Annotated in this window: 23 protein-coding genes and 1 tRNA gene; 12 read left to right on the forward strand and 12 right to left on the reverse strand. The window is 63.3% G+C overall.

Annotated features, from left to right (window positions below; translation table 11 throughout):
- Positions 1–9: 9 nt before the first annotated feature.
- Genes QPW08_RS05210 through QPW08_RS05225 form a run of 4 tightly spaced genes read right to left on the reverse strand, consistent with a single transcriptional unit; the run spans position 10 to position 4,460 of the window.
- Positions 10–1,239, reverse strand: a complete 1,230-nt coding sequence (locus tag QPW08_RS05210; RefSeq protein WP_284124678.1) for a mechanosensitive ion channel family protein — start codon at positions 1,237–1,239, stop codon at positions 10–12.
- Complete coding sequence (gene metC, locus QPW08_RS05215; protein ID WP_284124679.1) at positions 1,236–2,489, reverse strand: cystathionine beta-lyase; 1,254 nt, start codon at positions 2,487–2,489, stop codon at positions 1,236–1,238. The genes QPW08_RS05210 and metC overlap by 4 nt, the downstream gene beginning before the upstream one ends.
- A complete protein-coding gene (locus QPW08_RS05220; RefSeq protein ID WP_284124680.1) occupies positions 2,441–3,289 on the reverse strand; it encodes a sulfurtransferase in 849 nt (282 codons plus the stop codon). The genes metC and QPW08_RS05220 overlap by 49 nt, the downstream gene beginning before the upstream one ends.
- A 52-nt stretch (positions 3,290–3,341) precedes the next feature.
- Entirely contained in the window at positions 3,342–4,460 is a 1,119-nt protein-coding gene (locus QPW08_RS05225) for a hypothetical protein (protein ID WP_284124681.1), read from the reverse strand.
- Between the two features lie 114 nt (positions 4,461–4,574).
- On the opposite strand from QPW08_RS05225, the gene queF reads away from it, so the two are divergent.
- Positions 4,575–5,033 (forward strand): preQ(1) synthase, encoded by a 459-nt coding sequence (gene queF / locus QPW08_RS05230; RefSeq protein WP_284124682.1) that lies wholly within the window; start codon positions 4,575–4,577, stop codon positions 5,031–5,033.
- Here the strand turns inward: queF and QPW08_RS05235 are convergent.
- Positions 5,030–7,129, reverse strand: a complete 2,100-nt coding sequence (locus tag QPW08_RS05235) for an alpha-galactosidase (protein ID WP_284124683.1) — start codon at positions 7,127–7,129, stop codon at positions 5,030–5,032. The genes queF and QPW08_RS05235 overlap by 4 nt on opposite strands.
- Before the next feature lie 120 nt (positions 7,130–7,249).
- On the opposite strand from QPW08_RS05235, the gene QPW08_RS05240 reads away from it, so the two are divergent.
- A complete protein-coding gene (locus QPW08_RS05240) occupies positions 7,250–8,764 on the forward strand; it encodes a DUF4403 family protein (protein ID WP_284124684.1) in 1,515 nt (504 codons plus the stop codon).
- Between the two features lie 86 nt (positions 8,765–8,850).
- On the opposite strand, the gene QPW08_RS05245 is transcribed toward QPW08_RS05240, so the two are convergent.
- Positions 8,851–8,926 (reverse strand) — tRNA-Thr (locus tag QPW08_RS05245).
- Positions 8,927–9,177: 251 nt separating this feature from the next.
- On the opposite strand from QPW08_RS05245, the gene QPW08_RS05250 reads away from it, so the two are divergent.
- Positions 9,178–9,561: a TM2 domain-containing protein gene (locus QPW08_RS05250; RefSeq protein ID WP_284124685.1), complete on the forward strand. Its 384-nt coding sequence runs from the start codon at positions 9,178–9,180 to the stop codon at positions 9,559–9,561.
- Positions 9,562–9,725: 164 nt separating this feature from the next.
- Complete coding sequence (locus QPW08_RS05255) at positions 9,726–10,943, forward strand: WG repeat-containing protein (protein WP_284124686.1); 1,218 nt, start codon at positions 9,726–9,728, stop codon at positions 10,941–10,943.
- On the opposite strand, the gene QPW08_RS05260 is transcribed toward QPW08_RS05255, so the two are convergent.
- Together QPW08_RS05260 and QPW08_RS05265 are read right to left on the reverse strand one after the other, a co-directional pair.
- Entirely contained in the window at positions 10,940–11,821 is an 882-nt protein-coding gene (locus QPW08_RS05260) for a hypothetical protein (RefSeq protein WP_284124687.1), read from the reverse strand. The two genes, QPW08_RS05255 and QPW08_RS05260, sit on opposite strands and share 4 nt — an antisense overlap.
- A gap of 78 nt (positions 11,822–11,899) precedes the next feature.
- Positions 11,900–13,222, reverse strand: a complete 1,323-nt coding sequence (locus tag QPW08_RS05265; RefSeq protein ID WP_284124688.1) for a replication-associated recombination protein A — start codon at positions 13,220–13,222, stop codon at positions 11,900–11,902.
- 105 nt (positions 13,223–13,327) lie between these two features.
- Between QPW08_RS05265 and QPW08_RS05270 the strand changes: the two genes are divergently transcribed.
- Positions 13,328–13,975 carry a PadR family transcriptional regulator gene (locus tag QPW08_RS05270; protein ID WP_284124689.1) on the forward strand — a complete coding sequence of 216 codons (648 nt, stop codon included), beginning with the start codon at positions 13,328–13,330 and terminating at the stop codon, positions 13,973–13,975.
- Positions 13,976–14,079: 104 nt separating this feature from the next.
- The gene (locus QPW08_RS05275; protein WP_284124690.1) at positions 14,080–14,523 is read left to right on the forward strand and encodes a hypothetical protein; all 444 of its coding nucleotides are present in this window, start codon (positions 14,080–14,082) and stop codon (positions 14,521–14,523) included.
- Positions 14,524–14,526: 3 nt separating this feature from the next.
- Here the strand turns inward: QPW08_RS05275 and QPW08_RS05280 are convergent, their stop codons facing one another.
- A complete protein-coding gene (locus tag QPW08_RS05280; protein ID WP_284124691.1) occupies positions 14,527–15,681 on the reverse strand; it encodes a glycosyltransferase family 4 protein in 1,155 nt (384 codons plus the stop codon).
- Positions 15,682–16,066: 385 nt separating this feature from the next.
- Between QPW08_RS05280 and QPW08_RS05285 the strand changes: the two genes are divergently transcribed.
- From QPW08_RS05285 to QPW08_RS05295, 3 genes are all read left to right on the forward strand, one after another.
- Positions 16,067–17,221 carry a phosphoserine transaminase gene (locus tag QPW08_RS05285; protein WP_284124692.1) on the forward strand — a complete coding sequence of 385 codons (1,155 nt, stop codon included), beginning with the start codon at positions 16,067–16,069 and terminating at the stop codon, positions 17,219–17,221.
- 102 nt (positions 17,222–17,323) lie between these two features.
- Entirely contained in the window at positions 17,324–18,907 is a 1,584-nt protein-coding gene (serA, locus tag QPW08_RS05290; protein WP_284124693.1) for a phosphoglycerate dehydrogenase, read from the forward strand.
- A gap of 174 nt (positions 18,908–19,081) precedes the next feature.
- The gene (locus tag QPW08_RS05295) at positions 19,082–20,188 is read left to right on the forward strand and encodes an ATP phosphoribosyltransferase regulatory subunit (RefSeq protein WP_284124694.1); all 1,107 of its coding nucleotides are present in this window, start codon (positions 19,082–19,084) and stop codon (positions 20,186–20,188) included.
- On the opposite strand, the gene QPW08_RS05300 is transcribed toward QPW08_RS05295, so the two are convergent.
- Positions 20,189–20,686, reverse strand: coding sequence for an RrF2 family transcriptional regulator (locus QPW08_RS05300; RefSeq protein WP_284124695.1), 498 nt, complete (start codon positions 20,684–20,686; stop codon positions 20,189–20,191). It lies immediately after the preceding gene.
- A 68-nt stretch (positions 20,687–20,754) separates the two neighbouring features.
- Here QPW08_RS05300 and QPW08_RS05305 point away from each other — a divergent pair, with 68 nt between their 5' ends.
- Positions 20,755–21,681: a hypothetical protein gene (locus QPW08_RS05305; RefSeq protein ID WP_284124696.1), complete on the forward strand. Its 927-nt coding sequence runs from the start codon at positions 20,755–20,757 to the stop codon at positions 21,679–21,681.
- Here the strand turns inward: QPW08_RS05305 and QPW08_RS05310 are convergent.
- On the reverse strand, positions 21,678–22,337 hold the full coding sequence (locus tag QPW08_RS05310) for a DUF4197 domain-containing protein (RefSeq protein ID WP_284124697.1): 660 nt from the start codon (positions 22,335–22,337) through the stop codon (positions 21,678–21,680). The two genes, QPW08_RS05305 and QPW08_RS05310, sit on opposite strands and share 4 nt — an antisense overlap.
- Before the next feature lie 261 nt (positions 22,338–22,598).
- Between QPW08_RS05310 and QPW08_RS05315 the strand changes: the two genes are divergently transcribed.
- Together QPW08_RS05315 and QPW08_RS05320 are read left to right on the forward strand one after the other, a co-directional pair.
- A complete protein-coding gene (locus QPW08_RS05315; RefSeq protein WP_284124698.1) occupies positions 22,599–23,888 on the forward strand; it encodes an adenylosuccinate synthase in 1,290 nt (429 codons plus the stop codon).
- 39 nt (positions 23,889–23,927) lie between these two features.
- Entirely contained in the window at positions 23,928–24,146 is a 219-nt protein-coding gene (locus QPW08_RS05320) for a hypothetical protein (RefSeq protein WP_284124699.1), read from the forward strand.
- A gap of 6 nt (positions 24,147–24,152) precedes the next feature.
- On the opposite strand, the gene QPW08_RS05325 is transcribed toward QPW08_RS05320, so the two are convergent.
- Positions 24,153–25,769, reverse strand: coding sequence for an acyl-CoA synthetase (locus tag QPW08_RS05325; protein WP_284124700.1), 1,617 nt, complete (start codon positions 25,767–25,769; stop codon positions 24,153–24,155).
- Between the last annotated feature and the right edge of the window lie 48 nt (positions 25,770–25,817).

The raw sequence follows: 25,817 nt of genomic DNA on the forward strand, positions 1-25,817 counted from the left end.
GCCGGGTAGCTAGCCTTTGCCGTCGCTGTGCACCCGTTGGCTTATTGCTGCGACCAGCTGGTCGAACTGTTCGTTGCTGCGCAAGTTGATATCGCGCTGGGGGAACGGTATTTCGATACCTGCTTCCTGGAACAGGTCCCACAGCTTCTTGAGCACTTCCGAACGCACATTGCCGATCCCGTCTTCGGGGTCGGAGATCCAGCAATGGATGACAAAATCGACCGAGCTTTCGCCATACTGGTCGAGCCAGATCGTGGGTGGCGGAGTCTTCTTGATGCGTTTGACGCTCTTGGCAGCCTCCAGCATCAGTTTCTCGGCCAGTTTGATATCGCAATTGTAGCTGATCCCGACCGGCACCTGCACCCGCACATTCTTGCTGGAATAGGACCAGTTCTCGACCTGGTTGATCATCAGGTTTTCGTTCGGGATCAGGTATTCCTTCTGGTCGCGCGTGGTGATCGACACCGCCCGGATGCCGATCTTGCGGATCTGGCCGAAGGTTGAAGCGCCCGACTGGTCGGCAATGGCGATGACGTCGCCCGGCTTGATCGACTTGTCCATCAGCAGGATGATCCCGGCGATCAGGTTACCGAAGGTCTTCTGCAGGCCGAAACCGATGGCAAGGCCGAATGCGCCGGAGAATACCGCAAGCGCTGTCAGGTCGATCCCGAGCAAGTCGATGCCAAGGAAGAAGGCTGCAGCCCACACAACGATAGTGGTGATTTTTTCGGACAGCAGGCGCTGCGTTTCGTCGAGCCGGGTAAAGCGGCTGAGCAGGGCATGGGCAGCCTTGGTGAAGACCCAGGCGGCAAGGATGACCAACAGGACTATCGCTGAAGCGTAAAGCACGTCCCACAGGGACAGCCGCATGTCGCCCAGTTCGATGGCCATGGCATCCATCGAATCGACCATGTCGCCGATGGTCTCGCTCTTCTCGCTCATGGCTTCCCTGGCATTGTCGGCCGCAGCAATGGCTTCAGTCGGCGAAGGCTCTGGCGTTGGCGTCGGCTGCGGTGTCGCGATTAGCGGATCGCCGGTTTCCGGATTCAGCATGACGTCGCCGGTTGCCGGGTCGAGGTACTGGGTCGGTTGCTGCGCAGGAATACCGGTCAGTTGCTCCCCGGTTTCGGGATCGAGCAGCGGCTCGCCGGTGGCCGGATTGACCAACGGCACGGCTTCAGGGGGTGCTAACGCGGTCGGCGTGGCGGTTGAAGTGGCGGCAGGCGCGGCTGTCGTCATGCTTGGTCCATCGCTGTAAAGGCTCGATCGAGATCTTCGATCAGGTCCTGCGGGTCTTCGAGCCCGACCGATAGCCTGATACCGAGCCGGTCGTCCATATCCCAGCCGCCAGGCGGCCAAGGGGTTGCCGTGCGTATCCCCTTAGGATCGAAGGGGATAACGAGGCTCTCGAACCCGCCCCAGCTGTAACCGATGCCGAACAACTCAAGCGTATCGACAAATGCTGCACGCTGCTCCTCCCTCCTGCCTCTGAGGATGAAGGAGAGCAGGCCGCAGCCGCCGGTAAAGTCGCGCTGCCACAGGTCGTGACCTGGGGCGGCGGGCAAGAGCGGGCAGAGCACGTGTGCCACCTCTTCCCGGCCTGAAAGCCACCCTGCAATCGCTAGCGCGCTCTTGGTTTCGCGCTCGAGCCGGACTTCCATGGTCCTCAGTCCCCGCAGCATAAGTGCAGCATCGTCGGGGGAGACGATATTGCCCATCTGCTGCGCGGTTGCGCGCAGGCGCTTGTAAAGCCGCTCATCGCGCGCGCTGGCGGAGCCCATCATCACGTCGGAATGTCCGGAGACATGCTTGGTCAAAGACATGATGGAGATGTCACAGCCCCGCTCCAGTGCCGGGAAGCCAAGCGGTGAGGCCCAGGTGTTGTCGATCAGCGAGACCGCGCCCTTCTCGCGTGCGACCGCAGAAAGAGCCGGGATGTCCTGCACTTCCATTGTCAGGCTGCCCGGGCTCTCGAACAGCACCGCCTTGGTCTTGTCGCAGAACTGCGCGGCAAAACCTTCGACATCCAGCGGATCGAAGAAGCGCGGGGTAACCCCGAACCGCTTGAGGATCCCGCTGGCGATATTGCGGCTGGGCTCGTAGGCATTGTCGGTTACCAGCAAAACATCACCCGGGCGCAGCACCGCCATCAAGGCCTGCACGATCGCTGCTGTCCCGCTGGGGTAAATGACGGTGCCAAACGCCCCCGGTTCGATCTCGGTCAGCGCTTCGCACAGCGACCATTGGGTCGGTGCGCCGCGGCGACCGTAGTAGAACTGGCCGTCGACATTGTTGGCCTGTGCTGCCTTGCGCGCCGCCTCGTTGGGATAGAGATGCGTGCTCGCACGCCATACCGGCGGATTGACCACCGGCCCGGTCCATTCCTGGCGACGACCTGCCTCGACGAGCCTGGTACCCGGTCGCTTCGGTTTGTCCTCGCTCAGCGTGCCGCTCCCGTTTCCTTGGGCGTTGCCGGGTCGCCACCCCATTCCGACCAGCTGCCATCGTAGAGCGCGACTGTAGTGATCCCCATCAGATGCAGCGCGAAGACCAGGACCGATGCGGTCACTCCGCTGCCGCAACTGGTGATGATGGGATCGTCGAGCGAAATCCCGGCATCCTCGAAGGCCCAACGCATTTCGTCAATCGGGCGGAATGTCCCGTCTTCACGCAAAAGGTCGGAAAAACACACATTGCGGGCTCCGGGGATGTGGCCGCCGGGCAAATTGTGGATCAGGTCCTCGGCTTCGCCGGTGAAGCGCTCTGCATCGCGCGCATCGACGACCTGTTCTGCTCCGGTATCGCAATTGGCGAGCATGGCTTGCTTGTCGCGGAGCAGGGTAGTGTCGGGCAACAGAGTGATGCCGGGCACCTTGCCCGCCGGCGGGCGCTCGGTTTCCAGTGGGCGCCCCTCTTCGCGCCACTTGGTAAAGCCTCCGTCGAGCACAGCGACATCGTCGAGCCCGAACATCTTCAGCAGGAACCATGCGCGGCACGCCGTCCGCAGCGCGGAATCGTCATACAGCACGATGCGGCTGCCGGGTGCGACGCCCAGGATCGCCAGGCGCGATTCCAGGTGTATGGCGTCGGGGATCTTGCCGGGCATGGAAGAGCCGGGCTGGTGGACGCTTGCCAGGTCGAGGAAACGTGCCCCGGGGATATGCGCAGCGGCGAATTCTTCGGCTGCGTTGCGGTCGGTCTGCGGCAAGTGCAGCGACGCATCGAGCACGACGAGATCGTCAGCGCCCAGTTCGAACGCCAGCCATTGTGTCGAAACCAACATATCCATGCGAAGCAGGCCTAGCCGCCTCGCCCGCGCACGTCGAGATGCTTGCGCGCGCCTATGTCAGGGGGCGAGCGTCGATCTCGGCATAGGTTTGAGGAGGAGTGTCGAGCCGGAAAGGCTGCAGCCTGCCTCCAGGTTGGCCAGGGCGCTTGCCGACCACGAAGGTAAAGGCTTTCGGCTCTGCCGCCGCTGCCGATGCCTTGAGCCGGACCAGCGGGATATAGATGGGGACATTGCCCTGCTGGATCGGTCGCACGTTTCTCAGTTCGAGCCGCAAGTCGCCTGTGAAGCTCTTGCGCTGTCCCGGGCCGAGATGATCGATGACATGTACCTGTGGCAGCGCCGTCAGAGTGTCTGCCATCTGCTCGGCAATCGGGGCGCGCCCGTGGGCGCTGGTAAGGTCGCCGTCGAGCGAGATGTTGCGGATCGAAGTGGCGGCGCGGTTGGTCAGCGTGATCCGGTAGCTAAGCGTCGATGCCATCACAGAGCGACTGATGCGCACGGCTTCGATTTCGACCTTGAGATAGCGCAGCGGATCGCCTTGCGCTTCGCTGTCTATTCCAGCCAGCCGAGGACGCTCAATCTCCGGCGCAGGAGCCGCTGCGCGGCGCCGTCGCCAGAATACCAACGCGACTGCGAGCAAAGCGGCCAGACCTGCCGCAAGCGCCGCGATCCACCACCACTCTGGCAAGGTGAATGGCGGTGATGAATCGGCCTCACTGGCTGCCGTAGTGGCCGTTGTATCGGGCAAGTCCAGCGACGGTGTCGGGTTCCCGTCCGTATCAGGCTGCGGAGGCAAGGGATCGGCGATACTTGGGCCGGAGGGTGCTGTGGCCGCGGGGACCGGCTGCTCGAACGGCTGGTCCGTGCGAACAGGGGCCTGAGAACGGATCGCCGTGCTGCTGCCGGTCGGGCGCGGGCTCGGTGCCGGAGTGGGCGTAGGCGTTGGCTCTGCTGTCGGGCGCGGAGTAAGCGTCGGACTAGCCGTAGGGATTGCGCGCGGGCCGATGGGAACGACGCCGCTATCATCGACCGGACCCTGCGGGCGCGGGGTGGAACTTGGCGCCGGATTGGGTGGCAACTGGAAGTCATTGGCCGACTGGGCAGCTGCAGGGACGGCAGCGGCGAAGGCGAGACCAAGCGCCAGCAAGGGAAGAGAGATCAGATGTTTCATCGAATTCAATTGCGGGAAAGCCTGTCCCATGAGGGGCGGCGCTGAATAGGCTCTGAATCGCTCGTGTCCAACGGCCAGCTTGTGCTTTGCGCAAGATCGCGGCAGATGCGCGGCATGAGCGACACACCTCAACCCCAATTCCTCGGTAAGCAGACGGGCCTGCCGGCTTCTCCCGAAGCGGCGGTACTCGACTATGTGCCCAACCCGCGCAAAGGCGCGTTGTACCTGGTGCGCTTTGCCGCGCCGGAATTCACCTCACTGTGCCCGGTAACCGGTGCACCCGATTTCGCACATCTGGTGATCGACTATGCGCCGGGCGACACCATTGTCGAATCCAAGAGCCTCAAGCTGTTCCTCGGCAGCTTCCGTAACCACAATGGTTTCCACGAAGACGTGACAGTCGGTATTGGCCAGCGGCTGGCAAGGGAAATGCAGCCGAAGTGGCTGCGCATTGGCGGCTACTGGTATCCTCGCGGCGGCATTCCCATCGACGTGTTCTGGCAAACCGGGCCGGCACCGGAGGGGCTTTGGGTCCCGGAGCAGGGCGTGCAGGGCTATCGCGGGCGCGGTTAAGCGCGTTTCAGCTCGAAAATTGCGACGCTCTCGGCCTTCTGTACCGGCGTCGGCAACCCCGCATTGGCCAGCCAGCTGCCGCTGAACCGCACTGGCCCTTCCTTCATCTGGTGAAAGATCGCTGCGCGCGGGAAGCTGTGGGCAGGCTCTTCGGCCAGTTCCAGGAGTCGCACGTCCCATTCAGCTGAATCCGCTGCGAACGGCAGCAATACAGGTTGGGGCCGCAGGTCTTGCGCGGGATTTGTGCGGATACAGTAAAGCAGCATGTGACTTGCCGTCCCTGACGCTTGCCAAAGCAGGTCGTCGGCTCCCTCGCCCAGCAAGCAGGCTGTGCCATGCAGCAAGTGCCGCCATCGCTTGTAGAAGCCAATCCAGCGTGCCAGCTCTGCGCGTTCATTCTCATCGAGCGTGCCGGGATCGAGTTCGACCCCCATGTGACCCATGGTGGCGATCGCACAGCGATAGGGCAGCGCGTGGCGGCGACCGGTAACATGCGCCGGGCTGCCCCCGACATGGGTCCCCATCATTTCAGGCGGCAGGAAGGCGAGGAACTCGCGCTGCATCTGGACGCGCGCGACTGCATCGATATTGTCGCTGGTCCAGAACCGATGGACATGGGGCACCATGCCTGCATCGCTGCGTCCGCCCCCGGCCGAGCAGCCTTCGATCTCGACATCGGGGTGTGCTGCGCGGACCCGGGCTAGCAATTCGTACGTCCCGCGTACCTGCGCTGCCCCGCCCAACGGGGCATGGGCTCGGTTGTGATCCCATTTCAGGTAACTGACCGGAGCACTCTTCAGGACCGCGTCGAGCTTGCCGAACAGGTAGTCGCGCACATCCTCGCGCCGCAGGTCCAGCACCAGCTGGTTACGAGCGGTCGGCTGGTCGCGGCCTTCAAGCGAGAGGGCCCAATCGGGATGTTCGCGGTAGAGGTCGCTGTCGGGGTTGACCATCTCCGGCTCAACCCACAGGCCGAACTGCTGACCCATGGCCTCGACGTCCTGCGCCAGCGGGGCAAGGCCGTGGGGATAGGTTTCAGGGTCCGGGTCCCAATCCCCGAGCCCAGCCATATCGTTACGGCGCCCCTTGAACCAGCCATCGTCCAGGACGAAGCGCTCGATTCCGATGTCGCTGCCCGATCGTGCCAGTTGGCCGATCCGCTCTGCATCATGGCGGAAATAGACCGCCTCCCAGCTGTTGAGATGGACGGGGCGCGGGCTCATTTCGCCTCTCGGCCAGTCGATCATGCCACGGATGGCAGCGTGATGTTGGGCCGTCGCTCCGTTTCGCCCGTGCACGGAGATTGCGAGCAGGGCAGGAGGGGCAGCATAGGTTTCGCCCGGCTCCAAAACGACTTCACCGGGTGCGAGCGAGGCATTGGCGGACAGTGTCCAGTAGCCTTCGTCGTGTCGCTCGATCGCGAATGTACTGTTGCCGGACCATTGCAGTTGCACCGCCACCGCAATGCCTTGGTGCCAGCCCGTACCATTTCCCAGCACGAACAGTCCCGGTGGCCCGCCATGGCCGGGCAGTCCTTGCCGTGCGACTTTCTCCCAGCGCTGTTGTGGCAAGGCTTCGATGCATTCGTGCAGCTCGGCATTGTGCCGCCCGCGCCACGAGAGGATTTTCTGGCTTGGTGCTGCCAGGGGAAGCTGGAGGCTGGCAAGCGCAGCGACTGAAACGGCGGCCTTGCCGTCGTTGGTGATCGCGGTTGCAAACCGAAAGGCACCGCCTTCGAGCCGGGTTATTTCCAGGCGAATTGTCAGGCCAGCGACACTGTCTGCAACCGTGCAGGCCAAATGCCCGTCATCCTGCTCGACCCTTGTCTCATCCGCCGCGAAAAGCAGCGACTCGCCCGACGGCGTCCGCAATTCGACAAGAGCAGGCCCGAACCAGCCGAGGCCGGAAGGCGGGACCAGAGCCTGGCCAATATCCTGGTTGAGCGAGAATGGTGCCGGCCCGCGTGTCTCTGCGCTCGGAACAAGCTGTTCGGCATCGACCCGCGCGCCGCAATGCCGCCAAAGGAGCCCTCGCGCCAAGTCGTGCTCCAGCACCAGGCTAGCTTCGTCGCTGTGCAGGGCGTGGACAGTGCTCATCGCTGCCTCAATCCCGCACCTTGGCAGCCAGCGCAAGAGCTGGCCTCGCATCAGGTCGGAAATTAGGCTAAACCATTGGCACGAGGGGGAAAGCCATGGGTCACATTGCGGGGCTGCCCAATGCGTAAATGGGTCATAGCGGCAGTCGCCCTGCTGGTGTTGGTCGGCATAGGTGCGGTGACAGTTTGGTACCTGCTGGAAACCCGCGTCCGCATCGAAAGCTATGACAAGCCGCAACGGGTGGAAAGTGCCCCCGGAATCGATGACGGCGAGACGGTCCTGGTTACGACTATCGGCGTTCCGCTGGAGACCCTGCGGCGGGCTTTGGAAACCGATGTCCCCCGCCGATTGTGGGCGGTCGACCGCCAGATGGATACCTGCGTCCCGCAGAAGAACATCAAGGTCCTGGGCCAGAAACTGGGCAAGACACCCAAGGTCAAATGCCGGGTGACAGGGCAGGTCGATCGCGGGAGGATTTCCCTGGTTGGCAAGGGCAACCGGTTGGTCGCGCGCATTCCCGTCAATGCAACCGTTACTGCCCGCGACATTGGCGGGGTTATCAAGCAGGAGACCGCTACCGGTTCAGCGGTGATGGAACTTAGCGTGCGACTGTCGGTCGGACGCGACTGGCGGGCGCAATCGGATCTCGATCTCGACTATCGCTGGACCAATGAACCCGGCATCGACATCCTCGGCCAGCGGGTGACCTTTACCAAACCCGCCGACCGCGAGTTGCAGCAGGTCATGCGCGGCGTCGAAAGAGCCCTCAATCGCGAGATCGGGCGGATCGCGATCAAGCCGCGCGTCGAACAGCTATGGACCCAAGGGTTCGCCACGCTTTCGCTCAGCAGGGAGAACCCACCGGTCTGGCTCACCATCGCCCCGCAGGAGGCAGGCGTTGGTTCTTTTCGCGTTCGCGGCAAGGAGCTGGTGACCGACGTGTTCGTGATGGCGCACACGCGGGTCTATGTAGGGGCCCGTCCCGCCGACCCGGAACGCCGGAAGCTGCCGCGCAATTCGGGGGTCGAACAGGGCGGCGGGTTTGCAGCGACCGTGCCGGTTATGGCCGACTATGCGCAGCTGGAGCCGGTGATCCTGCGGGCGCTGGGCAATCTGGCGGAAAAAGGGATCGAGAGAGAGGATCTGGGGCGGGTCGAGATCGATTTCGAATCGGTCGAAGTTTTCGCCACCGGGGGTGGTCGCATCGCCGTGGGCATACAGGCCGAGGCTGAACCCGTCGGCAAGCGCACCGGGCGAAGCTGGGGTCGTTCCAAGGGCGAGGTTTGGTTGACCGGGAAGCCCGTCACAGTGGCCGGTAGCGAGCTTGTCAGGATCGAGGATCTGCGCATTTTCGGCGACATGGACCTGATGACGGGCGACGCGCTCGTACGGATCATCCAGATGGAGGAGATCCGCAGTGCGATCGAGGCAGCGCTGGTTGAGGACTTCCAAGCCGACTATGCTCGGATCGTCGAGCAAGTGCGGGCAGGGTTGGCCGATGTCGATGCAGGGGACATGCGGCTTTCGTTCACGCTCGACAGCATCGAGCATGGCAAGATCGGGGTCTATGGCAGCGGGCTTTACATGCCGGTGCAGGCGCAGGGTTCGGTTACTGCGGATGTGCGGGTGAGGTAAGAACCTGAGCGTGCTTCCTCCCGCCCTTGCGGTTGGGAGTTTTCCGGCCGCGAATATCCCCCGGACATTCGCGCGTCACGGAAAACTGGTGCCGGCTAGAGGAATCGAACCCCTGACCTGATGATTACAAATCAACTGCTCTACCAACTGAGCTAAGCCGGCTTCATCTTCTGGCCCTACCGCTTCGCTACATGAGGGCGGAGGAAGAAGCGCTCCACCGCATGCGGTATACCAGCATTCGCGGCGAGACGCGGTCCCCTAGGGCAAAGTTCTGGCGCTCTCAAGTGCCAAGATATCGAAGCTGCAAGGCACCCGCCAATCCCTGTCGGCCCTTTGTCGAAGACGGGACCCGACAGTCTTGCGTCAGCTAGTGCGATAGCCGATGATGCACAGTACCAGAGGGACGAAGAAACGTGGACGACGCACACAAACAGATGATGTTCGAAGCCAACCGCAAGTCGGTCGGCGTAGCTTACCTGCTATGGCTGGTACTGGGATTTGTGGGCGTGCACCGTTTCTATGCCGGCGCGACCAAGTCAGGTGTCGCCCAGCTGGTGCTGGCCCTGTCAATCATTGGCTGGCTAGTGCTGATCCCATGGCTGCTGATCGACCTTGCGCTGATTCCCGGCCTCGTGCGCGACCAGAACATGAAGACCATTACCATGCTCGGATACAGCCCCCAGCAGGCCGCGCCGCAGGTTGAAGGCAGGCCACGTCCGAAGACACAGGCCGATCGCAAGCGCGATGCCATGGTCGAGGAATTGCGCAGCATCGGCCACCGCAAGTCACATCGGTAACAGCTTCTCTTGCCGTGGACCTTCTGCCGGGTCTGCGATAAGACACTGGCATGAAACGTTTAATGGCAAACGCAGCGATCGCGGCGTCACTACTTGCATCCACTGCCCATGCGCCAAGTCTAGCTGGCGAAGGTGAACCAGATAGCCCTAGGCTGTTCCCTGTCATGGTGGACGGCAAGTGGGGAGCGGTCGATGCCAAAGGAGAGGTGGTCGTCCCGTTGGAGAACTCTGCCATCGAGCAGTGGAGCGATGGCCTGATCGAAGTCACGAAGGATGGGTTGGTCTCGCTGCTGGCAGCCGATGGCACCACCATGGTCCCGTTCCTGTACGAGAGCATCTTCGGCAATGACACCTCTGCGGGAGGTTCTCCCGACAACTCGTGGTTCTGGGCCCAGAACGATTGGGGCGTTGAACGCTGGATCGTTGATGCGCGAGGCAAGCCCTTGCTTGGTCCAGGCCTCAATCCGCTGATGCCGTTCAACAATCGGGACCGGTTTACGGTCGAGGACGGCGGGAGGCGCGGGATCCTCTCGCTCGCCTGTGACTGGATTTTGCTGCCATCCTTGCGCGGTATTGGCAAACTGGCTGAAAACGGCCTTGCCTGGGCCGAGACGCCTGACCGCCGACAAGGCTTCATCGATGTCGATGGCAACTGGGTGATCGAGCCTGGGCGTTTCGAAGGCTTGGGCCAGTTCGCTGCCGACGGGCTGGCACCGGCCATGGTGGACGAAAAGTGGGGCTTTATCGACTCGACAGGCGCGTGGGTCGTCGAGCCAGTGTCGGAAGGCCTCTTGTGGCAGCCAGAACCCTTCGACGCATTTGGCCGAACGGTCGTCAATGTGAATGACAGGCGCGGGGTCATTGATCGCGACGGCAAATGGGTGCTCGAACCGGTGCATGACGGCGTCCGGCTGGAGTTCGATGGGGCATTCATCATCTGGCAGGACGGTGAAAGGCGCAGGCTGGCCAGCGACGGCACCGACTTGGGGCTGGAACCGCCGGATTTCGATCGCCTCATCCCGTATGACCGCAATGGTTATGGCCGCATGGTCAAGGATGGGAAGGCCAGCATCATCGACCGGTCCGGTCGCGAAGTGCTGGGGTCGCAGTTCGAGAATATCGGCGCCTTTGAGGGTCGCAAATGGGCCCCGGCCAAACGCGATGGCAAGTGGGGCGCGGTCAATATCGACGGCGAATGGGTGCTGGAGCCGGGCTATGATTGTGTCGGCAAGTGCTACGAGTATCCGCCCACCTTGCCGCCGCCGGCCATGCTGGTCCGCACGCAAACGCGCCCTGTCGGGATATTCAACCCCTCATCGCCGCGCTACACCGATCCCAAATCGCAGGACTGGTGCCACGCTCGCAGCGACGCGACTCCCTAGAGCGCGCCGAAGGTCCAGCCTTCGGTCCGCGCGACCTCTTCGGTCAGCCCCGGCGGGTTCCAGTAGGCGGGTTCGTGCCCGATCTTGCGTAGCCAGGCAGCGGTGACGAGCGCGTCGGAGGAATGGTCGTCGATCGGGCCTGCACCTGTGACCGGCGGCGACCCGAGTTGTCCCAGCGCCGCATTCAGGTCCTCGTAGCTGCGCAGCTTGGTCTTGGCCCCGCCAACTCCGCCTCCGCGCGCAGCAATCGAGGTGTACATCTCCACCACCACCGGGCCACGTTCGGGCAAGGGATCGATCGGCCAGACGCTGACGTGGCCGCGCAGCCGGTGCAGCATGCGCATGCCGGTGAGGCTGGACTTGCCGACCTGCGCTGCGCCGACGAGGTTGAAATTGCTCACCGGGCGCACGCCTTGCTGCCGTTGAGCCGCCTCTGCCACGCGGAAGCGGCCTTCGCGGGTCGCGGCATCGGGCAAATGGAAGCGATCGCCTACATGTTCCTTGGAATGACGAAAATAGCGCGAGGCCTCCGGGTGAGTGACAAAACTCCCAGCCTCGAGATACGGATCACCGGCGCAAATGGTGTCGATCAGGCCCCACAGCGCCCTGGCATCGCCGGGCGAGTCGTCCCAGCCCGGGAAAAAGGCACCCGCATCGGCAAAGGGCAGCGCAATGCCCAGATCCATGCCCACCAGCGTATTGGGCGGAACCTCGTCGCGCAGGATATGCAGCACTTCCTCGCGGCTCCACGCCCTGCCGCGCTCGACCAGCACCGGCGGGCCGCCCGCGGCATCAGCGAGCGAGAGGGCGATGCCTTTTTGCCGTTCGCCCTTGGCACCTGACCAATCGATGGCCAGGAAATGGGTGAAGCTACGCATGGCAGTGAGTCCCCGCGAAGGCGGGGACCTCAGGAGGGTTCGTCCAGAATTGCCTGAGACCCCCGCCTTCGCGGGGGATCACGACTTTCGCTCCGCTCGCAGCTTGTCCCAGTATTCGAGCCGCTTCTTCACCTCGCGCTCGAACCCGCGTTCGACCGGGGCGTAGTAAGTCTGCGATTCCATCTCCTCCGGCCAATAATTGTCGCCGGAGAAACCATTCTCAGCCTCGTGATCGTAGGAATAGCCACTGCCATAGCCGATATCCTTCATCAGCTTCGTGGGCGCATTGAGGATGTTCTGGGGCGGCATCAGGCTGCCGGTCTCCTTCGCGCTGCGGAAAGCGGCTTTCTGCGCGGCATAGGCTGCGTTGGATTTGGGTGCGGTGGCGCAATATAGGCAGGCCTGCACGATTGCGAGTTCGCCTTCAGGGCTACCGAGGAACTCGTAGGCATCCTTGGCGGCGAGGCATTGGGTGAGCGCCTGCGGGTCGGCCAAGCCGATATCTTCGCTGGCGAAACGCACCAGCCGGCGCAGGACGTAGAGCGGCTGTTCGCCCGCCACCAGCATCCGCGCGAGATAGTAAAGCGAGGCTTGTGGATCGCTCCCGCGCAGCGACTTATGCAGCGCGCTGATGAGGTTGTAGTGGCCTTCGCGGTCCTTGTCGTAGACGGCCACGCGGCGCTGCAGGAATTGACCCAGCGTAGCCGGGTCTAGCGGTTCACCTATTTTGGCATTGTAGAGCGTCTCAGCCTGGTTGAGCAGGAAGCGCCCGTCGCCATCGGCACTGGCAACCAGTGCCTCGCGCGCATCGTGGGTGAGCGGCAAGGGGCCTTCCAGTTCCTCAGCCCGGTCGAGCAGCTTGCCTAGCGCTTCGGCGTCAAGCCGGTGCAGGATCAGAACCTGCGCACGGCTGAGCAGGGCGGCGTTGAGTTCGAAACTGGGGTTCTCGGTTGTCGCGCCGACCAGCGTAACTGTGCCGCGCTCGACAAAGGGCAGGAAGCCATCCTGTTGCGCGCGGTTGAAGCGGTGGATCTCATCCACGAACAACAAGGTGCGCTGGCCTGCCTGCGCCATCTTGTCGGCCTCGGCAAAGGCCTTCTTCAGGTCCGCCACGCCGGAGAACACCGCGCTGATCGGGACGAACCGCATCCCCACCGCATCGGCCAGCAGGCGCGCGGTGCTGGTCTTGCCGGTGCCGGGCGGCCCCCACAGGATCATGCTGGACAAGCGACCCGCCGCCACCATTCGTCCGATCGCGCCTTCGGGGCCGATCAGGTGCTCCTGTCCGATCACATCGCCGAGCGAACGCGGTCGCAGCCGGTCCGCCAGCGGCGTATCCTCGCGCGGATCGTCGCTCGCGCCGGAGGGCGGGGTAGAGTCGTCGTGGAACAGGTCAGCCATTCGTCGTTCGAAATAGGTCACTGGTCGGAAATTGCCATGCTCCTCTTGCATCGTTAGCTCTAAGATATATCTTAAGTGCCATAAGACGTATCAAGGAGAGATCTTATGACATGGAACAGATACAGGCGCGGAGGTTGGAACAATCTCGGCCCCATGATCGCGATGATGGCGGCTTCGGCGGCAAGTGAGTGGGACGATGGCGACATGCGTCGCTCGCGTCGTGGCCGTGACTGGAGAGACGGTCATCGCCCGCGCAAGCGTCGCGGCCGGATGTTCGGACAAGGCGAATTGCGCCTGGCCCTGCTGGCCCTGATCAATGAAGAACCGCGGCACGGCTACGAGCTTATCAAGGCGGTCGAAGAGATGACCGGCGGTGCCTACGCCCCGAGCCCGGGGGCAGTCTATCCGACGCTGCAAATGCTGGAGGAAGAGGGTCAGATCAAACCGGCCAAGTCCAAGGGTGACGACGACGACAGCGAATCCGGCGGCAAGAAGCCGTTCAAGGCGACCAAGTCCGGCAAGGCCGAATTGGCCGAGCGTTGCGAGGAGGTCGACGAACTGATGGGCCGCCTCGGCGAACATGGCGACCGGGCGGAAAAGGTGCGCGAAAAGTCGCCCGACCTGTTCCGCGCCATGGGAAACCTTGCCAGCGTGCTCAAGAACCGCGCCAAGGCCGGCAAGCTCGACCAGAAGGCGATCGACGAGATCGTCGATATTATTGACGAGGTAGCAAAGCGCATCGAACGCCTCTGACGCTACGGCATACAAGTCTTAACGCGCTTTGTCCCCCGCCCGGCGCGTGATAGCACCCCTCCATTGGCCGTTCGTCAAGAAGCGGCACGTGGAGGGGTTTTGCTATGAATGTGATCGGTCGTCCTGCGACGCCATGGCACCTGTGGGTGGTTGGCGTCGTGTCGCTCTTGTGGAACGCCGTCGGCGCGAATGACTACACTCAGACCAGCCTGCGCAATGAGGCGTATCTCGAATCAATGGGATTCCCCCCCGAGGGCATGGCCTATATCGATGCCTTTCCGGCCTGGGCCCATGCCGGTTGGGCGCTGGGCGTGTGGGGTGCGCTGATCGGATCGATCCTGTTGCTCCTGCGCAAGCGGCACGCGGTTTGGGCCTTTGCTGTGTCGCTGGTCGGGATCGCGCTGACGACGGCCTACGAACAGACTACCGAAGTACCGCCTGAACTGGCTGCGGCGCAGCCGGGGTGGTTTCCCCTAGTGCTGTGGGGCATCGCCCTGTTCCTGATGTGGTATGCCTGGACCATGCAGAAAAAGGGTGTCTTGCTGTAAGGTTCAGCGCTGCCGGGCGGAGGTTACCCGCAAGTAAGTATCGACCACTGCCTGGTTGATCGCATCCCAGCTGTATTCGCGGCTCCGGAATTCACCCGCCTGGCCGTGCGTCAGCCTCAGCCCATCATCGGTGCAATAAGGCGCAAGCGCCTCTGCGAATAGCTGGGCCTTGCCTGGCGGGACCAAGCGCCCCGTCAGCCCATCGTGGACGAGGCTGGAGGCACCGGTGGCCGATGCTGCGACGACCGGCAGACCGCACGCCATGGCCTCCAGCGTGACATTGCCGAAGGTCTCGGTGATCGAGGGGTTGAGGAAGATATCGGCACTGGCGAGCGCGCGGCCGAGGTCCTTGCCGGTCTGGAAGCCGACGAAAATGCCGCCCGGCAGCGCTTTCTCGAACCATCCGCGCGCGGGCCCATCGCCGATCACCAACACCTTGTGCGGAGCCTGCAGCTTGCGCAACGCGATGATCGCATCGGCAAAGACGTCGAGCCCTTTCTCCATCACCAGCCGTCCGAGGAAGGCAATGGCGACATCGCTGTCTTCTAGCCCGAATGAGCGCCGCCATTCCAAGTCGCGCTTTGAAGGATCGAACACCTCGCGATCGACGCCGCGGGTCCACAGGCCGATGTCCTCGTGCATGCCCATGGCCTTGTATTCGTCGATCATGCTTTGCGATGGGGCGACCAGCGCATCGCAGCGGTTGTAGAACCGGCGCAGGATCCATTCGATAGCCGGTTCGGTGAAGCCGAGGCCATAGTAACGGGGATAGGTCTCGAACCGCGTGTGCACCGATGCCACCACCGGGATATCGTGCTTGCGCGCCCATTTCAGCGCCGCGTGCCCCGTCGGGTCGGGCGAAGAGACATGCACCATGTTGGGCTTGAACGCTTCCAGAGCGTAACGCGCTTCGTTGTTGAGCCCCATCGGCATGCGGTATTCGCCGCGCCCCTTCACCGGCATGCGGATATTGGGGACGTCGAACAGTTCGCCGGTCGGCTCGAAATCGGGCTCGTCCACCACAGGCGAGAACACCCGCACGGCTGCGCCTTGCCGCAGCAAATATCCCACCAGCCGGTTCAGGGCCTGGTTCGCGCCGTCGCGGGTGTAGTTGTAGTTCCCGCTGAACAGCGCAATGCGAAGGTCGCTCGTCTGCATCGGCTCGCCATAAGCGCGCATTCGCTTGGCCTCAAGCGCCGGCGCGCACATCCGTGCGCTTGGCTATCCTCCGGGGGCCCGACCCCAGCGAGGCCACCCCTCCGGTCGCGCAGTCGCGCTCTGGCTCGGCTTTGCCTCGCGACTATTCCCGGCAATCGGCCTGGTTGCGGAGCACGGCGCGCAGCGCCGCAAGCCCGACCGGGCGCCCGCAGCGATTGGGCGTTGAGAACCCTTAAGCGAGGAAATCGCACGACGGAGGTCGTGCGGAAAACACAACTCGTCGATGCATAGGTATTTCACATTGACTCTTCCACGCGCAACTTTAGTGCGGCCGACGGGCCACGCGGTCCCAACGCCGCGCGAGCTCTCTGCAAGGAGAGAATACATGACTGCTGAACCGACGCTCAAGCCTGAGCGCCCCTTCTTTTCGTCCGGGCCGACCGCCAAGTTCAAGGGCTGGTCTGCTACCAATCTCAAAACCGAATCACTGGGCCGTTCGCACCGTTCGGCCGTCGGCAAGGCACGGCTGAAATATGCCATCGACCTGTCGAAAGAGATGCTCGGCGTGCCCGAGGACTATCTCGTCGGCATTATGCCGGCGTCCGACACCGGCGCGCTCGAATGCGCGATGTGGAACATGCTCGGTGCCCGCCCGGCGACTGTCGCGGCGTGGGAAAGTTTCGGCAATGTCTGGATCCAGGACGCGGTCAAGCAGCTCAAGCTCAAGGACCTGCAGGTTCTCGACGCCGATTATGGCGAGATCCCCGACCTGACCCAGGTCCCGCAGGAGAACGACGTCGTTTTCACCTGGAACGGCACGACCTCTGGCGCAAAGATCCCCAATACCGACTGGCTGGCGGCGGATCGCACCGGCGTAACAATCAACGATGCCACCAGCGCAGTTTTTGCGATGGAGATGGACTGGGCCAAGCTCGATGCCACGACCTACAGCTGGCAGAAGGTGATGGGCTCGGAAGCGCAGCACGGCATGCTGATCCTCAGCCCCAAGGCTGTCGAGCGGATCGAAAGCTACGACCCCGACTGGCCGCTGCCCAAGCTGTTCCGCCTCAAGAAGGGCGACAAAATCAATCGCGGCATCTTCGAAGGCGCGACGATCAACACGCCCTCCATGCTGGCAACCGAGGACTATATCCTCGCACTCGAATGGGCGCAGGCGCTGGGTGGGCGCAAAGCGATGTTTGAACGTGCCGATGCCAATGCGAAGATCGTGACCGACTGGATCGAAGCCACTCCGTGGCTTCGCAACATGGTCTCCGACCCTGCCAAGCGCACCAACACCGGCGTGTGCATGGTGTTTCAGGGCGACTGGTACGAAAGCCTGTCTGTCGAGGACCAGGCCGCTGTTCCGAAGACCATTGCTTCGATGCTCGACAAGCTGGACGTCGGTTACGACTTCAATGGCTATCGCGACGCCCCGCCTTCCTTACGCATCTGGTGCGGCGGCACCGTCGAACAGGAGGACCTGAAGCGCCTGCTGCCGTGGATCGAGTGGGCCTACGAGAGCCTCAAGAACGGCTAATTTCGGGAGTGAGCCCCAGCGAATGCTGGGGCCTCCCTCGGCCCCGCCAAACGGCTCGAAGTCCCAGCCTTGACTGGGACTCACACCTCTTAGGAATTTACCATGACCAAACCCAAAGTTCTCATCAGCGACAAGATGGACCCCAACGCCGCGCGCATTTTCGAAGAGCGCGGTTGCGATGTCGACGTGATCACCGGCGAAACACCGGAAGAACTCACCGCCCGTATAGCCGAGTATGATGGCCTGGCGATCCGCTCGTCGACCAAGGTGACCCCGGCGATTCTCGATGCCGCGACCAATCTCAAGGTCATCGGCCGCGCCGGAATCGGCGTCGATAATGTCGATATCCCCTATGCCAGTGGCAAGGGCGTCGTCGTCATGAACACGCCGTTCGGCAATTCGATCACCACTGCAGAGCACGCGATTGCGCTGATCATGGCGGTCGCACGCCAGATCCCGGCCGCGGACCGCCGCACGCAGGCGGGCGAATGGCCCAAGAGCGATTTCATGGGCGTCGAAGTGACCGGCAAGACGCTCGGCCTGATCGGGGCCGGTAACATCGGTTCGATCGTTGCATCGCGCGCGCAGGGCCTGAAGATGAAGGTCATCGCCTTCGACCCGTTCCTGACGCCCGAGCGCGCTGTGGAACTCGGTATCGAGAAAGTCGATCTCGACACGCTGCTGGCGCGTGCCGACTTCATCACGCTGCACACGCCGCTGACCGACGAGACGCGCAACATCCTCAGCCGCGAAAATCTCGGGAAGACCAAGCCGGGCGTGCGCATCGTGAATTGCGCTCGGGGTGGCTTGATCGACGAGGCAGCCCTCAAGGACCTGCTCGACAACGGCCATGTCGCGGGCGCGGCACTCGACGTTTTCGCGACTGAGCCGGCCAAGGATAGCCCGCTGTTCGGTACGCCGGGATTCATCTCGACCCCGCACCTTGGTGCCTCGACCACCGAAGCGCAGGTCAATGTCGCGCTGCAGGTAGCCGAGCAAATGGCCGATTACCTCGTCAACGGCGGCGTTACCAACGCACTCAATATGCCGAGCCTGAGCGCCGAGGAAGCTCCCAAGCTCAAGCCGTACATGGGCCTTGCCGAAAGCCTCGGCAGCCTCGTTGGCCAGCTGGCGCATGGCAATTTGACCGAGATCAGCATCGAGCGTGAAGGTGCCGCCGCCGAGCTCAGCGGCAAGCCGATCGAAGGCGCGGTGCTGGCAGGCTTCATGCGGCGTTATTCCGACACGGTGAACATGGTCAACGCGCCTTACCTCGCCAAGGAGCGCGGGCTCGATGTCCGTTCGATCCGGCACGAGAAGGAAGGTGCCTACAACACGCTGATCCGTGTCACCGTGGGCACCGAACAGGGCGACCGCTCGGTGGCGGGCACGCTGTTCGGCAGCGACGCGCCGCGGCTGGTCGAGATCTTCGGCGTGCGGATCGAAGCCGAACTCGATGGGCACATGCTCTACATCGTCAACCAGGACGCGCCGGGCTTCATCGGCCGCATCGGGACGCTGCTGGGCGAACACGGCATCAATATCGGCACCTTCAACCTCGGTCGCCGCGAAGCGGGTGGGGAAGCGGTGCTGTTGCTGAGCGTCGACCAGCCGATCCCTGCCGAAGTGGTCAAGGCCGCCTGCGACCTGGAAGGCGTCAAGACTGTGATGCCTCTGGCGTTTTGAGCGCTTGTTTGTTCTCACGGCAATCGGCTTCGCCGATGCCTCCGAAGGGGCGGCCTACCGGCCGGCGGGCGCCAGAATCATTTGGCGCCCTTGCGGTTCGCACTGCGAACCGAAACAAGTTCCGTTCGCCCTGAGCTTGTCGAAGGGCAGCCGATACACTAGCGGGCACGCGTTATGACCAACACCGACGACCTGCTCCCCATCGGTCTCGAAGACCGGCTTCCCGCCGAAGCGCGCAAGGCTACCCAGGCCATGCGCGCGGTTCTGGTGGCGATGGAAGGACATGGGTATGACCGGGTACGCCCGCCGCTGATCGAGTTTGAACGCTCGCTTGCGGGCCGGATGGACGGGGTCCAGACGCGCCGCCTGTTCCGCTTCGTCGATCCGCAGAGCCTGCGCACGCTGGCGCTGCGCAGCGACATGACGCCGCAGCTGGGCCGCATCGCTTCGACCGCGCTGGCCGATGCCCCGCGCCCCTTGCGGCTATGCTATGCCGGTGAAGTCGCCACCATCACCGCCGACCAGCTCGACCCGGCGCGCCAGCGCCTGCAGCTGGGGGCAGAGTTGATCGGGGCCGACACGGCTGCTGCAGCGAGCGAGATTATGTTGCTCGCAGTCGAAGCGGTCGAGGCGGCGGGTGCAAAGGGAATATCGGTCGATTTCACCTTGCCCGACCTTGTCGATGTGCTGGCGACGAAGGAATTTCCACTCGCGCCCGATCAGATCGACAAGGTCCGGCGCGAGCTCGATACCAAGGATGCTGGCGGGTTGGTCGAGGCTGGCGGCGAGGCCTATTTGCCGCTGATCCACGCTGCCGGGCCCCTCCCCGAGGCGCTGGAGAAACTGCGCGCACTCGATGCCGGGGGAGCGCTTGCAAGCCGGATCGATGGCCTGCAGGCCATCGCCGCGCGGCTTGGCGAACGCGCCCGCATCACACTCGATCCGACCGAGCGCCACGGCTTCGAATACCAGAGCTGGTTCGGCTTCACGCTTTATGCCGAGGGCGCGCGCGGCGCACTGGGGCGGGGCGGGACCTACTGGATCAAGGGCTCCGACGAGCCCGCGACCGGCTTCTCGCTCTATCTCGACGGATTGCTCCCGGCTCTGCCCGAAGCGCCAGTGCCCGACACGCTGTTCCTGCCGCTCGGGCACGATGAAACCGCTGCAGAGCGCCTGCGGGCGATTGGCTGGCGCACCATTGCAGCTCTCTCGGATGCGGACGATGCCGCCGACCTTGGCTGCACGCACCGCCTCGACGGGACGGACCCCGTCGCGCTCTGATCAGCTGCGCGAGCGGAGGTTTTCACCGATCCAGTCGCCGGCCTGGGAGACCTTGTCAGGTCCCAGTTGCGCTGCGACTGCGCCTGCCAGTGTGGCGAGGTCCACTTGCGCCAGGCGGGCCCGATAGGCTTCTTCCGCGCGCCAGAAACCGGCGGCAATGTTGCAGGGGACCTTGCAGTCGGCGGGTTTGCTGCCGCACGGTCCATTCTGGCGAATCTCCGTGCAGCGGAACATCGGCTCATCGCCGTCCACCGCGAGCAGGATGTCGAGCAGCGTGATTTCGTTGGGTGCGCGGGCGAGGGTGTAGAACCCGCTGCGCCCGCGACCACCGCTGACGATCCCTGCACGCGCAAGGGCTTGCATCTGTTTCGCCATGTAGGGTTCCGGCAAGCCATGAAATTCCGCCAGTGCTGACAGAGGCAGCCCCCGGTCAGGCCAAAGCGGCACCAGCAACGCACAGGCATGTCCGGCCCATTCGACACCCTTGTTGATCCGCATGTTCGGCATACCTCTTGCGCTTACTCCTATATATGGATATTTATTATCCGGATATAGGAGGTCCGATAATGTATGGCAAACCTGACGTGCTTGACCGGGTGGTGCAAGCGATCCTCGCTACAATCGCAATTTTCGCCCTGCTCAACGGGATGGTCATGCTCATCGCACCCGCCGGTTGGTATGCGGCCTTGGATACTGTCCAGGCCACAGGACCCTCCAATGCCCATTTCATTGCCGACATCGGACTCGCCTACATGGTGTCGGGCCTGCTGATCCTGTTCGCCTCTGCCAATCCGGCGCTGCGCTGGGGTAGCGCGCTGGCGGGCGCGCTTTGGCTGGGTGGGCATGGCCTGCTACACGTCCATGAGGCGCTGACAGGGGTCTCCGACCACAGCGACTTCTGGCAGGATGTGCCCGGAGTGTTGGGCCCGCCGTTGCTCGTCCTTGGTGCCGTTGCGATCCAGCTGGGCCGCCAACGCATCTCACCTGTTCCCATACCCAAACGCGCTTTCGTCAAGCTGATGCAGCGCATGGTGGGCGATGCCGAACCCTATTTCGGCGATTTCTCCAAAGCTGGCGGATTCGCGGTCGAGAAGTTCCAGCACGCCATGGTGCTGTCAGGGCATTACTACCAAGCACCGAAGGATTTGATCCACATGGCCCGGCTTGGTTCAGCCCGGGCGGAGGATTGCGGCCCATGTGTCGAAATCGTGCGGGAATTCGCGCTCGCCGACCGGCTCGATCCGGATCGGCTTCAGCACGCGCTGATGGGCAAGCCCGACAGCGAAACCGATGCGCTCGCTTATGATTTCGGTTCTGCTGTTGCCAACGGCGATGTGATGCAGGCGACCGAGTTGGGCGACCGTATCGAAGCGCAGTACGGTCGCGCCGTGCGCACGGAACTCACGCTAGCAGCGGCGAGCGGGCGGCTCTATCCTGCGGTCAAGCGCGGCCTGGGATACGCTTCTGCCTGTACGATCCCGCGTGCGGCCTAGAACAGGTTCCTGAACGGGTTCTTGCGGAAACCGCGCTCCTCCCGCCCGATATAAGTGAAGATGCCGTCGAGCCCCTGGTCGGTCACGGTCTTGTTGAGTCCTGCCCGGTCGAGACCGGCAGCGCGCATCCAGCTGTGTTTGCCGTTGAGCTTTTCCAACTGGCCATGCGCGCCAAGGTCGCCCAGCGCGGTATCGACCAGGGGCTCGAGCTTGCCATGCAAGCGGTCGTTGGAGCTGCTGCGCAAGTATTGCGTTGCGCCATCGCCCTCGCGAATGATGCCCGGCACGTCGTCGAAGGAGATGTCGTCGATGGCGTCGCGGAAAATCGGCTTGGCTTCGCCCGCCGCTGTCCCCGCTGCGCTGTTGAGCGTGCGGATGAAGGGATCGACCAGCCCCAGCCGTGATGCCCCGCCCATTATGGAACCGAGCAGCCCGCCACCCTTGCCAATGAATGGCAAGCCAATGCGGATGTCCTTGTCATCATAGAACGCCCCTGGCTGCGCCAGCTTGTCGAGCGCGCTGTCCGATGCCTTGCCGAGGATCGACGAAAGGCCGAGCTGGGCGTGAGCCGGGGCTGGAATGACCAGCGCTGCGCCCGCGGCGGCGATGCTGCCGAGGAAAATCCTGCGATCGAGCCTGTTCGGAAATGCGTTCATGTCTGCTCCCCTTTGTGCCTGCGGAATGAAACCCATGAGCATGGCGATTATGAGGCAGGGGGTAGGGCAATGCTGAACCCGCCGATGAATTTACGATGTTTTGCAGAATCACTCCCACCCGCTTGACTGCGTGCACCCATCCTCCTAACCCGCGCACCGCATTTGGAGCGCCCCTGTGATTGCGCGCTCCTCTATCCCATCCCTTGGTCGAGTCCTGTCGAAGGACCTTGTGGATCCCCTGGCAGGGGAAAAGGCGTAACCATGGCTAACGTAACCGTGATCGGTGCCCAGTGGGGCGATGAAGGCAAGGGCAAGATCGTCGACTGGCTGGCCGACCGCGCCGATGCAGTCGTGCGGTTCCAGGGCGGGCACAATGCCGGCCATACGCTGGTGGTGGGCGACACCACCTACAAGCTGAGCCTGCTGCCCAGCGGGATCGTCACCGGCACGCTGTCGCTGATCGGCAATGGCGTGGTGCTCGATCCGTGGCACCTCAAGTCGGAGATCGAGAAGCTCGAGGGGCAGGGCGTCGAAATCACCACCGAGAATTTCGCCATTGCCGACAATTGCCCGCTGATCCTGCCGATCCACCGCGATCTCGACGGCTTGCGCGAAACCGCCGCGGGCGCGGGCAAGATCGGCACCACCGGGCGCGGCATTGGCCCGGCCTATGAAGACAAGGTCGGGCGCCGCGCGATCCGGGTGTGCGACCTTGCGCATCTTGACGATCTTGGCCCGCAGCTCGACCGGCTCTGCGCGCACCACGATGCACTGCGCGCCGGTTTCGGCGAGCCGCCGGTCGATCGCGAGCGGTTACTCGCGGACCTGACCGAAATCGCTCCTTTCGTGCTGCAATATGCCCAGCCGGTGTGGAAGCGATTGAAGAAGGTGCGCAAGGCTGGCGCCCGCATCCTCTTTGAAGGCGCGCAGGGCGTGTTGCTCGATGTCGATCACGGCACCTACCCCTTCGTCACCAGCTCCAACACCGTCAGCGGCACGGCGGCGAGCGGTTCGGGCCTTGGCCCCAATGCGACTGGCTTCGTGCTGGGGATCGTCAAGGCCTACACCACCCGCGTCGGCAGCGGGCCGTTCCCGACCGAGCTCGACGACGAGATCGGGCAGGGGATCGGCGAGCGCGGGCACGAGTTCGGCACCGTCACCGGGCGCAAGCGCCGCGTCGGCTGGTTCGATGCGGTGATCGTGCGCCAGAGCTGCGCCATCAGCGGCGTCACCGGCATCGCGCTGACCAAGATCGACGTGCTCGACGGCCTGCCCAAGGTGAAGATCTGCACCGGCTATCGCCTGAACGGCAAGGTAATGGACTACTTCCCCGGCCACGCCGCCAGCCAGGCCGCGGTCGAACCGATCTACGAGGAAATGGACGGCTGGAGCGAAAGCACCGTCGGCGCGCGCAGCTGGGCCGACCTGCCGGCCAATGCGATCAAGTATATCCAGCGCATCCAGGAACTGATCGAGACCCCTGTGGCGCTGGTCAGCACCAGCCCGCAGCGCGACGATACGATCCTGGTGCGCGATCCGTTTATGGATTGATTTGATGTTTAGCGGGGCGGTTGCTAGTTTCGTTCGGCAATGAACGCATCGTCAATCAGTCGACTAACAAAGATTGGGCTGTTTCTTGGCTGGGCCTTTGCCAATTATTGGTGGAAGGAATTCGCAACACAAGAGAAACTGAGCGACTGGCTCGAACTAGCTGGCTTCATCTTCCTGGGCGTCATTTGGCTCTGGTCCAGCCGACGAGTGGCGGAATTGACTTGGACCGGGAACGGCGAGAAGCCAATTATTCCCTGAGAAGGCCTACCCCACCGCCGCCAGCGCGGTCTCCTTGGCCCATTTGTAGTCGGCCTTGCCATTGGCGGCGCGGGCGACCCGGTCCACGAGCACCAGCTGGCGCGGCATCTTGTATCCGGCCAGCCGCGTGCGGGCGAATTCGATGACTGCGGCATCGTCGATCACATGGCCGGGGCTTTGCGAAACCACGCCGACGATGCGCTCGCCGAACCGGTCGTCGGGTACGCCCACCACCAGCGCGTCCCACACGCTGTCATGTGCCTTGAGCGCTTCCTCGACTTCTTCAGGATAGACCTTCTCGCCCCCGGTGTTGATGCACACGGAGCCACGCCCCAGCAGCACCAGCGAGCCATCTGCAGCGACCTTGGCATAGTCGCCGGGGAAGGAATAGCGGTGCCCCCTGATGGTGCGGAAGGTCTTGGCGCTTTTCTCGGGGTCCTTGTAGTAGCCGACCGGGACAAAGCCGCCGTTGGCGATGATGCCGACCTGATCCGAGCCGGGCGCAATCTCCTCGTCGTTCTCATCGAAGACCTTGGTGTGCTCGCCCAGCATGAAGCGGGCGGTGGGTCCCGGCGGTTCGGCGCGCGAGACAATGGATGAGCCCATGCTGCCCTCGGTCGAACCCATGGCATCACGGATCTCGATGTCGAGCAGGTCCAGCAAGCCCAGCTTGGTCTCTGCCGAGAACATCGCGCCGGAGGAAACGATCGCCTTGAGGGTGGAGAGGTCATAGGGCTCGCCCGCCTCGTGCGCCCGGCGCAGTTCGGCCAGCATCGGCTTGGCAAAGGCATCGCCAACGATGACGACCCCAGTCGCGCCAACCTCAGATGCATACTGCCACACCCGCGCTGGATCGAATCCTTCATCGCGCAGCAACGCCACCGCTCCACCGAACGAATGCGCTGCCAGCCCGCCCAGCCACATGCCCGTGCCGTGCATCAGTGGGCACGCGGGGAAGGCCACGGGCGATTCTCCTGCCATGTCGAGCTGCTTGATAGCTGCAATCATGAATTCAGGGGTTGGCTCGATCTCCGGGCCGAGCAGGAACTTTGCGATTCCGTTCACGAAGTCGCCCTGGCGATACATCACGCCCTTGGGCATGCCGGTCGTCCCGCCGGTGTAGACCATGTAGATGTCGTCTTCACTGTAATCGAGCCTGGGCAGGGGGTCGTGGCTTCCGATCAGCTCTTCATAATCAAGGGCACCGTCCAGGCTCTCTCCGCTGCCGTCGTCGATCTGCACCAGCATCTTGAGTTTGGGCAACCGGTCGCGGATCGCAGCAAGGCGCGGAGCGAAGCGGGCGTCGAAGAACACCGCTTCGACATCGGCATTGTCGAACAGGTAGACCAGCTCCTCATCGACATAGCGGTAGTTGACGTTGATTGGCACGGCACGCGCCTTGAAGATCGCGAACTGCGCTTCGAGGAAGTCGGCCGAGTTGTGGCCATAGATCGCCACCTTGGCATCGGGCGCGATGCCGCCTTCGGCCAGCGCGGCGGCGAGCCGGGACGCTCGGTCTTCATATTCGCGCCAATTGCGGGTGGTGTCGCCTTCGATCAGCGCGGTCTTGTCGGGGACCAGTCCGGCAATGGTTTCGAACAGGTCGGCAAAATGCCAGATCATGGCCGTCTCTCCTCCGGCTATTCCAGTGCGAGCACTATGTGCAGGAAG

This window comes from Parerythrobacter aestuarii (genome assembly GCF_030140925.1).
Classification (GTDB): domain Bacteria; phylum Pseudomonadota; class Alphaproteobacteria; order Sphingomonadales; family Sphingomonadaceae; genus Parerythrobacter; species Parerythrobacter aestuarii.

What these genes read in the sequence shown, in the direction of transcription:
- QPW08_RS05280 (WP_284124691.1), bottom strand. Translation starts at nt 15,681, where the DNA reads ATGCAGACGAGCGACCTTCGCATTGCGCTGTTCAGCGGGAACTACAAC.
- QPW08_RS05210 (WP_284124678.1), bottom strand. Translation starts at nt 1,239, where the DNA reads ATGACGACAGCCGCGCCTGCCGCCACTTCAACCGCCACGCCGACCGCG.
- QPW08_RS05275 (WP_284124690.1), top strand. Translation starts at nt 14,080, where the DNA reads ATGAATGTGATCGGTCGTCCTGCGACGCCATGGCACCTGTGGGTGGTT.
- QPW08_RS05295 (WP_284124694.1), top strand. Translation starts at nt 19,082, where the DNA reads ATGACCAACACCGACGACCTGCTCCCCATCGGTCTCGAAGACCGGCTT.
- QPW08_RS05220 (WP_284124680.1), bottom strand. Translation starts at nt 3,289, where the DNA reads ATGGATATGTTGGTTTCGACACAATGGCTGGCGTTCGAACTGGGCGCT.
- QPW08_RS05240 (WP_284124684.1), top strand. Translation starts at nt 7,250, where the DNA reads ATGCGTAAATGGGTCATAGCGGCAGTCGCCCTGCTGGTGTTGGTCGGC.
- QPW08_RS05325 (WP_284124700.1), bottom strand. Translation starts at nt 25,769, where the DNA reads ATGATCTGGCATTTTGCCGACCTGTTCGAAACCATTGCCGGACTGGTC.
- QPW08_RS05225 (WP_284124681.1), bottom strand. Translation starts at nt 4,460, where the DNA reads ATGAAACATCTGATCTCTCTTCCCTTGCTGGCGCTTGGTCTCGCCTTC.
- QPW08_RS05265 (WP_284124688.1), bottom strand. Translation starts at nt 13,222, where the DNA reads ATGGCTGACCTGTTCCACGACGACTCTACCCCGCCCTCCGGCGCGAGC.
- QPW08_RS05315 (WP_284124698.1), top strand. Translation starts at nt 22,599, where the DNA reads ATGGCTAACGTAACCGTGATCGGTGCCCAGTGGGGCGATGAAGGCAAG.
- QPW08_RS05300 (WP_284124695.1), bottom strand. Translation starts at nt 20,686, where the DNA reads ATGCGGATCAACAAGGGTGTCGAATGGGCCGGACATGCCTGTGCGTTG.
- serA (WP_284124693.1), top strand. Translation starts at nt 17,324, where the DNA reads ATGACCAAACCCAAAGTTCTCATCAGCGACAAGATGGACCCCAACGCC.
- QPW08_RS05235 (WP_284124683.1), bottom strand. Translation starts at nt 7,129, where the DNA reads ATGAGCACTGTCCACGCCCTGCACAGCGACGAAGCTAGCCTGGTGCTG.
- QPW08_RS05270 (WP_284124689.1), top strand. Translation starts at nt 13,328, where the DNA reads ATGACATGGAACAGATACAGGCGCGGAGGTTGGAACAATCTCGGCCCC.
- QPW08_RS05260 (WP_284124687.1), bottom strand. Translation starts at nt 11,821, where the DNA reads ATGCGTAGCTTCACCCATTTCCTGGCCATCGATTGGTCAGGTGCCAAG.
- QPW08_RS05310 (WP_284124697.1), bottom strand. Translation starts at nt 22,337, where the DNA reads ATGAACGCATTTCCGAACAGGCTCGATCGCAGGATTTTCCTCGGCAGC.
- QPW08_RS05255 (WP_284124686.1), top strand. Translation starts at nt 9,726, where the DNA reads ATGGTGGACGGCAAGTGGGGAGCGGTCGATGCCAAAGGAGAGGTGGTC.
- metC (WP_284124679.1), bottom strand. Translation starts at nt 2,489, where the DNA reads ATGGGGTGGCGACCCGGCAACGCCCAAGGAAACGGGAGCGGCACGCTG.
- QPW08_RS05320 (WP_284124699.1), top strand. Translation starts at nt 23,928, where the DNA reads ATGAACGCATCGTCAATCAGTCGACTAACAAAGATTGGGCTGTTTCTT.
- QPW08_RS05305 (WP_284124696.1), top strand. Translation starts at nt 20,755, where the DNA reads ATGTATGGCAAACCTGACGTGCTTGACCGGGTGGTGCAAGCGATCCTC.
- queF (WP_284124682.1), top strand. Translation starts at nt 4,575, where the DNA reads ATGAGCGACACACCTCAACCCCAATTCCTCGGTAAGCAGACGGGCCTG.
- QPW08_RS05285 (WP_284124692.1), top strand. Translation starts at nt 16,067, where the DNA reads ATGACTGCTGAACCGACGCTCAAGCCTGAGCGCCCCTTCTTTTCGTCC.